Origin of the sequence: Streptomyces sp. NRRL S-350 (assembly GCF_000719705.1) — a bacterium.
GTDB lineage: Bacteria > Actinomycetota > Actinomycetes > Streptomycetales > Streptomycetaceae > Kitasatospora.
Genome location: NZ_JOHO01000033.1, coordinates 33023 through 44974, shown reverse-complemented (window position 1 = coordinate 44974; position 11952 = coordinate 33023). Strand labels below are relative to the sequence as shown.

The 11952-nt window shown below is 72.1% G+C and carries 13 protein-coding genes; all 13 read right to left on the bottom strand.

What is annotated here, in order from left to right:
- Nucleotides 1-50: 50 nt before the first annotated feature.
- The 13 genes from IF30_RS0125900 to prcB all read right to left on the bottom strand — a co-directional run bounded on the left by IF30_RS0125900 (nt 51) and on the right by prcB (nt 11792).
- On the bottom strand, nt 51-1211 hold the full coding sequence (locus tag IF30_RS0125900; RefSeq protein ID WP_234322840.1) for an NAD(P)/FAD-dependent oxidoreductase: 1161 nt from the start codon (nt 1209-1211) through the stop codon (nt 51-53).
- A gap of 130 nt (nt 1212-1341) precedes the next feature.
- Entirely contained in the window at nt 1342-2232 is an 891-nt protein-coding gene (gene tatC / locus IF30_RS0125895) for a twin-arginine translocase subunit TatC (RefSeq protein ID WP_051711148.1), read from the bottom strand.
- Nucleotides 2233-2350: 118 nt separating this feature from the next.
- Nucleotides 2351-2653 (bottom strand): Sec-independent protein translocase subunit TatA, encoded by a 303-nt coding sequence (gene tatA, locus IF30_RS0125890; RefSeq protein WP_051711146.1) that lies wholly within the window; start codon nt 2651-2653, stop codon nt 2351-2353.
- A gap of 319 nt (nt 2654-2972) precedes the next feature.
- Complete coding sequence (locus tag IF30_RS0125885; RefSeq protein ID WP_030242840.1) at nt 2973-3152, bottom strand: hypothetical protein; 180 nt, start codon at nt 3150-3152, stop codon at nt 2973-2975.
- A gap of 21 nt (nt 3153-3173) precedes the next feature.
- Complete coding sequence (locus tag IF30_RS0125880) at nt 3174-3404, bottom strand: hypothetical protein (RefSeq protein WP_030242838.1); 231 nt, start codon at nt 3402-3404, stop codon at nt 3174-3176.
- 3 nt (nt 3405-3407) lie between these two features.
- Complete coding sequence (locus IF30_RS0125875) at nt 3408-4364, bottom strand: helix-turn-helix transcriptional regulator (protein ID WP_030242836.1); 957 nt, start codon at nt 4362-4364, stop codon at nt 3408-3410.
- Nucleotides 4361-5341: a helix-turn-helix transcriptional regulator gene (locus IF30_RS0125870; protein WP_030242834.1), complete on the bottom strand. Its 981-nt coding sequence runs from the start codon at nt 5339-5341 to the stop codon at nt 4361-4363. The genes IF30_RS0125875 and IF30_RS0125870 overlap by 4 nt, the downstream gene beginning before the upstream one ends.
- Nucleotides 5342-5506: 165 nt before the next feature.
- Nucleotides 5507-5908 (bottom strand): FKBP-type peptidyl-prolyl cis-trans isomerase, encoded by a 402-nt coding sequence (locus IF30_RS0125865; RefSeq protein ID WP_420791158.1) that lies wholly within the window; start codon nt 5906-5908, stop codon nt 5507-5509.
- A gap of 138 nt (nt 5909-6046) precedes the next feature.
- A complete protein-coding gene (locus IF30_RS0125860) occupies nt 6047-7360 on the bottom strand; it encodes an FKBP-type peptidyl-prolyl cis-trans isomerase (RefSeq protein ID WP_051711144.1) in 1314 nt (437 codons plus the stop codon).
- A 204-nt stretch (nt 7361-7564) separates the two neighbouring features.
- The gene (locus IF30_RS0125855; protein WP_030242828.1) at nt 7565-8554 is read right to left on the bottom strand and encodes an FKBP-type peptidyl-prolyl cis-trans isomerase; all 990 of its coding nucleotides are present in this window, start codon (nt 8552-8554) and stop codon (nt 7565-7567) included.
- Nucleotides 8555-8679: 125 nt separating this feature from the next.
- Nucleotides 8680-10041 carry a Pup--protein ligase gene (pafA, locus tag IF30_RS0125850; RefSeq protein WP_030242827.1) on the bottom strand — a complete coding sequence of 454 codons (1362 nt, stop codon included), beginning with the start codon at nt 10039-10041 and terminating at the stop codon, nt 8680-8682.
- A 121-nt stretch (nt 10042-10162) separates the two neighbouring features.
- Entirely contained in the window at nt 10163-10918 is a 756-nt protein-coding gene (prcA, locus tag IF30_RS0125845) for a proteasome subunit alpha (RefSeq protein WP_030242824.1), read from the bottom strand.
- A gap of 31 nt (nt 10919-10949) precedes the next feature.
- The gene (gene prcB, locus IF30_RS0125840) at nt 10950-11792 is read right to left on the bottom strand and encodes a proteasome subunit beta (RefSeq protein WP_030242822.1); all 843 of its coding nucleotides are present in this window, start codon (nt 11790-11792) and stop codon (nt 10950-10952) included.
- Nucleotides 11793-11952: the final 160 nt, after the last annotated feature.

The window sequence follows — 11952 nt, the reverse complement described above, 5'->3', positions numbered from 1 at the left end:
TGCGGGACGGCATCCCCTACGGGCCCGGTCCCTCTGCCGGGCCGGAGGTCTCACCCCGCCGGGAACCGGTCCGGGCGGAACGGTGCGAGGTCCAGCTCCGGCTGCTTGCCGGCGAGTTGCTCGCTGATCAGGAGACCGGTCGCCGGGGCGAGCCCGATGCCGGCCCCCTCGTGCCCGCAGGCGTGGTACAGCCCGGGCACCCGGGGGTCGGCGCCGATGGCCGGCAGGTGGTCCGGCAGGTAGGGGCGGAAGCCCCGGTAGGCGCGCATGACGGTGACGTCGGCGAGCACCGGGAAGAGTTCCGCGGCCTGGCCGGCCAGGCGGCGCAGCACCTCCTGGGAGAGCGTGCGGTCGAAGCCGACGCGCTCGCGGCTGGCGCCGATCAGCACCGGCCCGCCCGGGGTTCCCTCGATCACGGCGGAGGTCTCCAGTCCGGCCGAGCCGCTGGCGACGTTGGCGACGTAGTCGGCGGCGTAGACCTTGTGCCGGACGACTCGCGGCAGCGGCTCGGTGACCAGGACGAATCCCCGCCGGGGCATCACGGGCAGGTCCACGCCGGCCAGCGCGGCCAGCTCGCCGCCCCAGGTGCCGGCCGCGTTCACCAGGGCGGACGCGGCCAGTCGGCGGCGGTCGGTCCGTACGCCGCGCACGGCGCCGTCCGGCCCCCGGTCGACGGCGGTCACGTGCTCCCCGGTGATCAGCTCGGCGCCCATCCGGCGGGCTTCGCGCAGCAGGTGGGCGGCGGCCAGGGCGGGCTGGACCTGGGCGTCCTGCGGGTAGTGGAAGCCGCCGGCCAGGCCGGGGGCGAGGTGTGGCTCCAGCTCCCGGAGCCGCTCGCCGGGCACTTCCTCGGCGGCCACCCCGGCGGCGGCCTGCCCGGCGGCGAAGGCCCGCAGCGCCTCCTGCCCGGCGGCGGTGGAGGCGACCACCACACCGCCCTTGGGCTCGAACTCGACGGCCGCGCCGAGGTCCTCGGCGAGCTCGCGCCAGAGCCGGACGCTGAGCAGGGCGAGGTCGAGCTCGGGCCCGGGTTCCTTGTCGGAGACCAGCAGGTTTCCCTCGCCCGCGCCGGTGGTTCCGCCGGCCACCGGTCCGCGGTCCACCACGGTGACGGCGAGGCCGGCGCGGGCGGCGTAGTAGGCGCAGGCGGCGCCGACCACGCCGGCGCCGACCACGACGACGTCCAGGGGGAGTCTCTCGGTCTTCAGCACGCCAGTAATATGTCACATGCCATCTGCCCTGCCAAGACCACCGCCGGGAACCTTGGCAGCCTCGACCAGCGAAAAGCCCCGATCCGCTGCTCGAAAGCGACGGACCGGGGCCTCCTCGGAGCCCGGCGGCTCAGGTGATGTCGTCCATCTGCTCGTGCCGGGCGGCCGGCACCGGGGCACCGGCCGTCGGAGTCGCCGACGCCCGGACGCTCTCCACCCCGCCCACCGCCTGGACGCTGAGGTCCAGGTGCGAGGCCTCCTCGTCGTCCAGCTGGGCGTCCGGGTTGCGGCGCGCCCTGCGCTTGTCGGACGCGATCGCGATGATCACGGCGGCGAAGTACAGCGCCCAGATCGGCGCGGCCAGGATCAGCATGCTGATCGGATCGGCACTCGGGGTGGCGAAGGCGGCGAATACCGTGATGCCCATGACCATGCCGCGCCACCAGCCGAGCAGCCGCTTGCCGCTCACGATGCCGACCAGGTTGAGCATCACCAGCAGCAGCGGGAACTCGAAGGCCAGGCCGAAGACCAGCACCATCCGGGTGGCGATGTCGAAGTAGTCCTCGGGCGGCAGGATCGGCGTCGTGGTGTCCGGTGTGAACGAGATCAGCACCTCGACGGTGGTCGGCATCACCAGGAAGGCACAGGCCACGCCCGCCAGGAACAGCGGGGCGCCGCAGACCATGAAGATGACCGTGTACTTCTTCTCGTGCCGGTGCAGACCGGGCGCCACGAAGGCCCACACCTGGTACAGCCAGACCGGGACGGCCGCGACCACGCCCGCCGTAAGCGCGACCTTCAGCATCCAGTTGAAGCCCGCGGTGAGGCCGATGTTGGACACCTGCGCGCAACGCCCGTGGAACTGGCCCGCGTTCGCCTTGTCGCACTGCGGCAGCGGCTGGAGGAGGAAGTTCTCCAGCTGCTTGTGGTAGACCGCCGCGACGATCGTGAAGACCACGATCGCCAGGACCGACTTGACCACGCGGTTGCGCAGTTCCCGCAGGTGGTCGGCGAGGGCCATCCGCCCCTCAGGATCCTTTGCCGCCTTCGGCGCCTTGGAGAGCTTGCTCAACCCCGGTCCTCAACTCGTGCGTCGGGGCCCGCCGGTCGACGGGCCTCCGTGGTCGCGTGCGCCATGCTCAGCGCGGGCGTTCGCCGTCGGGCGCGGACGGCCCGGTGGCGGGGTCGGCCACCGGACGGGCCGTGGCCGAGGCGCCCGGAGCGGCCTGGACGGTACGCTCCACGGGCGGCACGGCGCCGTCCGCCCGCGCCGGAGCGGGCTGTTCCTCGGGTTCGCCGTCCGAACGCATGGCCTTGGCCTCGCTCTTCAGGATCCGCAGCGACTGTCCCAGCGAGCGCGCCAGGTCCGGCAGCCGCTTGGCTCCGAACAGCACGATGGCAAGAACCACGATCACCACGATCGCGGTCATCGAGATGCGCATGCGCGACCACCTTCACTCATGGCGGCCCGACGGGCCGTCCGCTGCGGATGGTAACCGCTGCGGATGACGCCCCGACGACGACCGCCCGAACAGGACAGCGGCCCCCCGTACCCGGTTCGGGAGCCGACTGAGAGCGTAACCCGCCCCTGCCCTTGCGCAGCAGCCCCGTACCGCCGAAGGCTCCGCCGGGCCGACCGGTCGAGGGCCGTCAGGGCGGCCCGCCCCGCGTCTCGGCCGCGCCTTTCGGCCCCGGGTCTCGCCCGCCCCGGCCGCGCCCCGGAACCCACCCGGCTCGGTCCAGCCCCGTTTCAGCCCCGGTTCAGCCCCGGCTCGGCACCGCGTCCGCCAGCTCCCCGGCCGCCGCGGCCAGCGCCCGCGAGGCCGTGTCCACGCCCTTGGCGAGCGCCCGGACGTCCAGCCACAGCCGGATCGCGAGCACCCCGAGGACCAGCAGGCCCGCGGTGGCGAGGAGGACGGCGGCGACGAGCATCCAGGACATGGGCCCCACCCTACCCGGGCGTTACCCCTCGACCGGGACGAGCCGCATGGTGCGGACCCCGGCCCCGGTGAGCGCCTCGACGATCTTCTCCCCGGCCGGCTTGCGCACCGCCGCCCCGCACCGGGGGCAGCCGAAGCTGTAGTGCGCCTGGGCCGGGGTGCGGCCGAGCGTCAGCCGGAACTCCTCGGCCGCGAGCTCGACCTTCTCCCGGCACTCCGAGCAGTACACCTTGAATCTGGTCCCGGGTTCCACCGCTCAGACCTGCCCCTCCCCGTAGGCGGCCAGCGCCTGCCGCGCGGCCGCGCGCGCCTGCTCGGCCAGTTCGGGCGGTGAGACGATCCGGCCGTCCCGGCCCAGCCGGAGCGCCAGCGGGCGCAGCTGGGAGGGGTCGGCGCTGCGCAGGGTGATCCGCAGTCCGCCGTCGGGCAGTTCCTCGGCCCGGTCGTGGGTGTAGTACTCGGCCACCCAGCGTCCGCCGGAGGAGACCTCGACCACCACCTCGGGGTCGTCCGCCGCCGGGTTGACCAGCCCGCCGCTCAGGTCGCGCGGCTCGCGCCGGGGCGGGTCGGCCGGAACGTCCAGGACGCGGATCTCGGCGACCCGGTCCAGCCGGAACATCCGGTGGTCCTCGGAGGTGCGGCACCAGGCTTCGAGGTAGGTGTGGCCCTCGGTGAGCAGCCGGATCGGGTCGACCTCGCGCTCGGTCATCCCGCCGCGTCCGTGCGAGTAGTAGCGCAGCCAGAGCCGGCGGCCCTCGCTGAGCGCGCGGTCGATGTCGGCGAAGACGTGGCTCTCGGCCTCGAAGGTCACGCCGACCCGGGCGCTGCCCTCGGCGCTCTCCCCCGCCGCGTTCTCGATCTTGGCGACGGCCCGGGTGAGCGCCTCCCGGTCCCCGGCCCGCAGCCCGGGCAGCCCGGCCACCGCACGGGCGGCCACCAGCAGTGCGGTCGCCTCGTCGGCGGCCAGCCGCAGCGGCTGGGCCACGTCGTCGACGTTGTGCCACCAGATCCGCTCACCGTCGGTGTCGATGTCGAGCAGGTCGCCGCCGCGGAAGCTGGTGCCGCACATCGGCAGCACGTTGAGGTCCGCGATCAGCTCGCGCTCACTGATCCCGAAGGCCCGGGCGACCTCGGCGACCTCGGCCCCGGGCCGCTCGCGCAGGTAGGTGACCAGCGACAGCATCCGTCGCGTCTGGTCGATTGCATTGCTCATGCCCGAACGTCCTCCGAGTCCAGCCCCGCGACCGCCCGCAGCCGGTCGACCACATCCGCCCGCAGCTCCTCCGGCCCGAGCACCAGCACGTCCGGCCCGAACTCGGCGAGGTCGGCGCCCAGTCCGTTGCCGTACGGGATCTCCAGCTCGTCCCAGGCGTCGTCCACCCGGGTGCTGGCCAGCGCCTTGGTGCGCAGCGGGAAGCCGGCGCCCCGCCGGACCCGGACGGTCGCGGTCGCGGTGGCTCCCTCCCCCGCGAACTTCGCCACGGTGGCCCGCACGTCCACGTGCTCGGGCACGGTGCCGAGGAAGGCCCCGTTCTTGGCCCGCACCTTGCCGGTGATCCGGCTGAGCCGGAACACCCGGGCGTCGCCGCGGTCCCGGTCGTACCCGGCCAGGTACCAGTGCCCGCGCCAGCACTCCAGCGCCCACGGCTCGACGCTGCGCTGCTCGACGGCGGCAGCGCCGGCCTTGCGGTACTCGAAGGTGACGGGGCGGCGGTCCCGGGCGGCGGTGAGCAGCGGCTCGAACGCGGCCTCCCGGGCGGGGATGCGCGGCTCCAGGGCGGTACGGCCCTCGGTCTCGACGAACGGCACTCCGGCGGCCCGCAGCTTCTGCAGCGCGCCGCTGGCCGCGCCGGACATCTTGGCCTGCTGCCAGACCCGGGCCGCCAGGGTCAGTGCGGCCGCCTCCTCGGCGTCCAGCGCGATCTCGGGCAGCCGGTTGCGGTCGGCGCGGGCCAGGTAGCCGAGTTCGCCGTCCAGGGTGCTCTCGTCGACGTCGATCACCAGGCCGAGCTCGCGCAGGTCGTCCTTGTCCCGCTCGAACATCCGGTTGAAGGCGTCCTCGCTGCTGCTCTGCCAGGCTTCGCGGTACGCCTCGATGGATTCCCGCAGCTCCTTCTTGGAGAGCGGCCGTCTGGTGTTCATCAGGCACAGGGCGAGATTCATCAGCCGCTCTGCCTTGGCGATCGCCATCGCTGACCCTTCCGGTGTGCCGCGCCGCGCGCGGGGTGCGCCAACCGGGCGATCACCACCCGGCGGGACCGACCGTACCGGTAGCGGTACGCAGTGCAAAAGCCGCGTCCGCGAACGCCCGTGGGCCGGGCCCCCGCAGGGGTCCGGCCCACGGGCGTGACGGGCTCAGACGCCCAGCAGGTCGACCACGAAGATCAGGGTCGAGTGCGGCGGGATGAGCGGCGTGGGCGACTGGGCGCCGTACGCCAGGTGCGACGGGATGGTCAGCTCGCGGCGACCGCCGACCTTCATGCCGACGACACCCTGGTCCCAGCCCTTGATGACGCGGCCGGCGCCCAGCGGGAAGCGGAACTCGTTGGGGCTCCGGTTCCAGCTGGCGTCGAACTCCTCGCCCGTCTCGAAGGTCACGCCGACGTAGCGGACGCTGACGACCTGGCCCGGCTTGGCCTCCTCGCCGTCACCGACGACGATGTCGCGGATCTGCAGCTCCGCCGGGGCGTCGCCGATCGGGAAGTCGATCTCGGGCTTCTCGTTGAGGCTCACAGTCCCTCTTCTCACGTTTCGCATTGCATTCACGACCAAGCGGCGGGCGCCCGCACGCCGGTCCGTTCCCGGACCACCGTAGGGGCGCCCGCCGCCCGTGCGGGTCCGGCCACGCGGCCGGACCCGAAGGTCACACGTCGTCCATTGTCACCCGAAAGTGGATCAGCCCTGACCGGCGTCCAGGATGTCCACCACGAACACCAGCGTCGCGCCGGGCGGGATGTCGCCCTGGCCCTTGTCGCCGTAGCCCAGCGCGGCGGGGATCACCAGCTCGACCCGGCTGCCCACGGTCTGGCCCTCCAGGCCCTGGTCCCAACCCGGGATGACCTGGCCGCCGCCGACCGGGAAGGAGAACGCCTGGCCCTTGCTGAGCGAGGAGTCGAACACCTTGCCGTCCTTGAACAGCGCGCCGGTGTACTGGACGACGACCTTCTCGCCCTTCTCCACCTTCGGCCCGTTGCCCTTGATCAGGACGTGCGACTTCAGCTCGGTCGGGTCCTTGGCGCCGGCCACCGGAGTGATCTCGGCGGGCTTCTTGCCGTTGTCCTTGACCTGCGGGAAGTCCGCAGGCGGCGGGGTGACGGTGCCGCTGAGCACGGAGTCCGGCGCGTTGGCGTTGCGGATGTCGATCACGAAGATCAGGTCGTCCTTGGGCCCGATCGACATGTCGGCCTTGCCCTGGGAGCCGAACGCGGCGGCCGGCGGGGCCACCACCAGCAGCCGGCTGCCGGCCTTCTTGCCGACCACGGCCTGGTCCAGCGCCGGGATCAGCGCGTCCGTGCCGGCCTGGAAGATCTGCGGCTTGCCGTCGGCGTCGTACGAGCTGGGGATGTCCTTGCCGGTGTTCCAGTCCTTGGCGGTGTAGTCCACCGAGGCCCAGGAGTTCTTGTCCACCTTGGCGCCGGTGCCCTCGGAGAGCACCTTCACCACGAAGGAGCCGTCGGACTTCTCGCCCGGCACCTGGATGTCGGCCTTCTTGCCGAAGTCGCCGGTGACGGTCGGCAGCACCTTGGCGCTGTCCTTGACCGGCGGCACCGGCTCGGCGCTCGGCGTGGGCGGCGCCGACTTGGCGGCGTCCGGCTTGGCCGCGGCGGTGTCCTTGGAGCCGTCCTTGTTCACCATGTACAGCGTCACGGCGCTGCCGGCCAGCAGCACGGCCAGCACCGTGCCGAGGATCACACCGAGCCGGCCGACACCGGGCGGGTTCTCGTCGTACCCGGCCTCGGAGGGGTCGCTCTTGCGCACGTTGGAGGCGAAGATCTGCGGGGTGTCATCGGTCTTCGTCCCGCCCACGGCACGCGGCGCCTCACCTGGCTGGGCCCAGCCGGCCTGCTGCTTCAGGATCGACGGCGGAACGACGATCGACTCGCCGTCCCCCGGAAGCGGGCCGCCGGGACGGGAGGCGGCCGGGTCACCCGCAGAGCTGTCGTTCGCCGCGGTGCCGGCCCCGCCCGGGCTCGGCGTCTTCTCAGTCATGACTCCCCATCCATCTCGCCACAGGTCTTTCGGGTCTGCGCCCGGCGTGCTGAGCGCCGGCCTGCCGTCGCACCGTCCGCCCCGCACCTCGGCGCCGGCCGGCGCCTGCCACGGCGCGAGGGCAGTATGACAGCTGAGGATGAGGGCGGACGCTTCGTTTGTACGAGCGTCCGCCCAAGCGTACGGAATCCCCGGGGTGAGTTCCTAGACCGCTTCCAGAATGTCGATCACGAAGACCAGGGTGGAGTTCGCGGGGACGGCGCCCTGTGCCTTGTCCTGGTACCCGAGTGCGGGCGGCACCACGAGCAGGACCCGGCTGCCGACGTTCTGCCCGACCAGGCCCTTGTCCCAGCCCTCGATCACACTGCCGGTGCCGATCTGCACCGCCTGCGCGCCCCCGTGCGTCCAGGAGGCGTCGAACTGCTGGCCGTTGCTCCACAGCACCCCGGTGTACTGCACCACCAGCGTCTGCCCGCTCTTGACCTGCTTGCCCTCGCCCTTGATCAGCACCGCCTGCTGCAGGTCGGCGGGCGCCGCCTGCCCGGCCGGGACGGTGATCGTCACCGGCGCCTTGCCGTTGTCCTTGACCTGCGGCAGCGTCGCGGGCGGCTGGGTCATGTTCCCGGTGAGCGCGGAGTCCTGCGGCAGGCTCTCCATGATGTCCAGCACGAAGACCACGGTGTCGTTCTTGCTGACGCCCAACTGGCCGGAGCCCTGCTCGCCGAAGGCCGCCGCCGGCGGGGCCACCACCAGCAGCCGGGTGCCCACCTTCTTGCCGATCACGCTCTGGTCCAGCGCCGGCACCAGCTGCCCGCTGCCCGCCTGGTAGAGCTGCGGCTTGCCGTTGGCGTCGTAGGAGCTGGGCAGGTCCTTGCCCGTGGTCCAGTCCTTCGCGGAGTAGTTGACCGTCACCCAGTCGCCCTTGTTGACGGTCGAGCGCTCGCCCTCGCTGACCGTGTTCACCACGAACTGGCCGCTGGGCTGCTGGCCCTCGGGGATGGTGATGGTGGCTTTGCTGCCGAACCCGCCGTCCGAGAGCGTGGGCATCGGCGACGCCTCGGCGACCGGCGCGGGCACCGTCGGGGCGGCGCTCGCCGCGGACGGCGTCGCCGGACCGGCCGCCTTGGGGGAACTGCCGCAGGCGGCCGCCAGCAGCAGCGGCAGGGTGAGAAGCAAACCGGCGGTGCGGCGCACGGTGGTCCTAACTGTCGGTCGAAGTCGGCTCTCTGACTCGACGGACAGCGTATGCCCGGCACGCGGCCGGCCCCGGTAGACACCACCGGGGCCGGCCGAGCGTCGTGATCATGGCGTTCGCCGGGCTACATCCCCGCGATGAGCTTCTCCACCCGTTCGTCGACCGAGCGGAACGGGTCCTTGCACAGCACCGTGCGCTGCGCCTGGTCGTTCAGCTTCAGGTGCACCCAGTCGACCGTGAAGTCCCGGCGCTGCTCCTGCGCCCGGCGGATGAAGTCCCCGCGCAGCCGGGCCCGGGTGGTCTGCGGCGGGATCGACTTGGCCTCGAAGGTCTTGAGGTCGGTGGTCACCCGCTTCGCCTGCCCCTTGCCCTGGAGCAGGTAGAACAGGCCGCGGCGGCGGTGGATGTCGTGGTACGCGAGGTCGATCTGGGCCACCCGCGGGTTGGACATGCTCATCTGGTGCTTCTCGCGGTAGCGCTCGATGAGCTGGTACTTCATGATCCAGTCGATCTCGGTGGCCACCCCGTCCAGCCGCTCGGTGCGGACGGCCTCCAGGGTGCGGCCCCACAGGTCGAGGACCCGGGCGATGGTGCCCGTGTTGATGCCCTTGCGGTCGGCGAACTCCAGGGCCTTGGTGTAGTACTCCTCCTGGATGTCCAGGGCGCTGGCCTCCCGGCCGTTGGCGAGCCGCACCTGGTGGGTGCCGGTGAGGTCGTGGCTGACCTCGCGGATCGCCCGGATCGGGTTCTCCAGGGTGAGGTCGCGCATCACCACGCCGGCCTCGATCAGCCGCAGCACCAGGTCGGTGGCGCCGACCTTGAGCAGCGTGGTGGTCTCGGACATGTTGGAGTCGCCGACGATCACGTGCAGCCGGCGGTAGCGCTCGGCGTCCGCGTGCGGCTCGTCCCGGGTGTTGATGATCGGCCGCGAGCGGGTGGTGGCGGAGCTGACGCCCTCCCAGATGTGCTCGGCCCGCTGGCTGACGCAGTACACCGCGCCGCGCGGGGTCTGCAGCACCTTGCCCGCCCCGCAGATCAGCTGCCGGGTCACCAGGAACGGGATCAGCACGTCGGCCAGCCGGGAGAACTCGCCGTGCCGGGCCACCAGGTAGTTCTCGTGGCAGCCGTAGGAGTTGCCGGCCGAGTCGGTGTTGTTCTTGAAGAGGTAGACGTCCCCCGCGATGCCCTCCTCGTGGAGGCGCCGCTCGGCGTCCACCAGCAGCCCTTCGAGGATGCGCTCGCCGCCCTTGTCGTGCGTCACCAGCTCGGTCACGTCGTCGCACTCGGGGGTGGCGTACTCGGGGTGGGAGCCGACGTCGAGGTAGAGCCGGGCGCCGTTGCGCAGGAACACGTTGCTGCTGCGGCCCCAGGAGACGACCCGGCGGAACAGGTACCGCGCGACCTCGTCCGGCGACAGCCGCCGCTGTCCGCGGAACGTGCAGGTCACGCCGTACTCGTTCTCCAGCCCGAAAATCCGGCGGTCCATGAGCACTCCATTCTCTGTCGGAGCTGTCCGAAACCGCCTCCACGACGACTGGGCCGCCGCAGGGGCACCGGAGTCCCGTACGACGGCGGTCCGGCCGCCGTACGGGACTCCGCAGGCACTGCTACTCCGGCGCGGTGTCCGCCGGGTTCTCCTCGTCGTCCGACTCGGCGGTCTGGTCCCCGTCGAGCAGTCGGCCGAGCTGGTTGCCCAGGATCCGCTTGAACTTGCGCTGCTGGAACCGCTGGCGGTCGAGGACCGCGACCTCCAGTTGCTCCGGGGTGAGGCTGCGCGGGCTGCCCCCGTTGGGGTCGCGGGCGAGCGAGTCCACCGCGACCGTCACCGCCTCGGTCAGGCTCATGCCGACGCGGTGGCGCTGGCCCAGGTAGTTGCCGATCGAGTCGGCGTTGCCGCCGACCACCACGTAGTTCTTCTCGTCGACGACCGAGCCGTCCGGCGTGAGCCGGTAGATCTGGTCGTTGTCGCTGGTGCGGCCGACCTCTGCGACGATCAGCTCGACCTCGTACGGCTTCTCGCCGACCGAGGAGAAGATGGTGCCCAGGGTCTGGGCGTAGACGTTGGCCAGGCCGCGGGCCGTGACGTCGGCGCGGTCGTAGGAGTAGCCGCGCAGGTCGGCGTAGCGCACGCCGCCGATGCGCAGGTTCTCGAACTCGTTGTAGCGCCCGACCGCCGCGAAGGCGATCTTGTCGTAGATCTCGGAGACCTTGTGGAGCGCCCTGGAGGTGTTCTCGGCGACGAAGACGATGCCGTCGGCGTAGGTGAGCACGACCACGCTGCGACCGCGCGCGATGCCCTTGCGGGCGTACTCCGCGCGGTCCGCCATGGCCTGCTGGGGTGAGACGTAGAACGGTGTCGACACCGGCGGTCGTCCCTTTCCTGTGAGGTGACGGCTAGATCAGCGGGGCCTGCGGGCCGTTGGGGCGGGTCAGGCGCTCGTCGGTGATGGCGACCGCGGTCTGCCCCACCTCCGCGTCGGTGAGCCGGCGGAAGCCGTCCTCGGTGATCAGCGAGACGATCGGGAAGATCTTGCGGGCGAGGTCCGGGCCACCGGTCGCGGAGTCGTCGTCGGCCGCGTCGTACAGGGCCTGGACGACCAGGGTGACGGCCTGTTCGGCCGTCAGGTCCTCGCGGTAGAGCTTCTTCATCGAGCCCCGGGCGAAGACCGACCCGGAGCCGGTGGCGGCGAAGCCGCGCTCCTCGGAGCGGCCGCCGGTGACGTCGTAGTTGAAGATCCGGCCGCGGCCGAGGTTGAGGTCGTAGCCGGCGAACAGCGGCACGACCGCGAGGCCCTGCATCGCCATGCCCAGGTTGCCCCGGATCATGGTGGTGAGGCGGTTCGCCTTGCCCTCCAGGGAGAGCGTGGCGCCCTCGATCTTCTCGTAGTGCTCCAGCTCCAGTTGGAACAGCCGGACCATCTCGACCGCGAGGCCCGCGGTGCCGGCGATGCCGACGGCGCTGTACTCGTCCGCCGGGAAGACCTTCTCGATGTCGCGCTGGGCGATCACGTTGCCCATCGTCGCCCGGCGGTCACCCGCGATCACCACGCCGCCGTCGAAGACCGCGGCCACGATCGTGGTCCCGTGCGGGGCCTCGACGACGGCGCCCTCGGGGAGCCCGCGGTGGCCCGGGACGAGCTCCGGCCGGTGCTCGGCGAGGAATTCGAGGAACGAGGACGACCCCGGGGTCAGGAAGGCAGCCGGTAGACGCCCGGTGCCGCGAGTGTTGGCTTCCACACGATTCCTTCCAGGTAGCTTGAAGCGCGCGCTGCCCGCACCCTACCCGCCCGACGATCACTGTCCACGGGGGGAGGGAAGGTGCCGGGCGGCCGGGCGGCGAGCGCCGCCCGACCGCCCTCGACGGTCGCGACCGTGAATTCCCGATGACCGGGGACGG

Bases quoted from the DNA above. Each gene is read 5' to 3' on its own strand.
- IF30_RS0125870 (WP_030242834.1), bottom strand. From the start codon at position 5,341: ATGGCGATCGCCAAGGCAGAGCGGCTGATGAATCTCGCCCTGTGCCTG.
- IF30_RS0125875 (WP_030242836.1), bottom strand. From the start codon at position 4,364: ATGAGCAATGCAATCGACCAGACGCGACGGATGCTGTCGCTGGTCACC.
- IF30_RS0125860 (WP_051711144.1), bottom strand. From the start codon at position 7,360: ATGACTGAGAAGACGCCGAGCCCGGGCGGGGCCGGCACCGCGGCGAAC.
- tatC (WP_051711148.1), bottom strand. From the start codon at position 2,232: ATGGCCCTCGCCGACCACCTGCGGGAACTGCGCAACCGCGTGGTCAAG.
- IF30_RS0125865 (WP_420791158.1), bottom strand. From the start codon at position 5,908: ATGCGAAACGTGAGAAGAGGGACTGTGAGCCTCAACGAGAAGCCCGAG.
- tatA (WP_051711146.1), bottom strand. From the start codon at position 2,653: ATGCGCATCTCGATGACCGCGATCGTGGTGATCGTGGTTCTTGCCATC.
- IF30_RS0125885 (WP_030242840.1), bottom strand. From the start codon at position 3,152: ATGTCCTGGATGCTCGTCGCCGCCGTCCTCCTCGCCACCGCGGGCCTG.
- pafA (WP_030242827.1), bottom strand. From the start codon at position 10,041: ATGGACCGCCGGATTTTCGGGCTGGAGAACGAGTACGGCGTGACCTGC.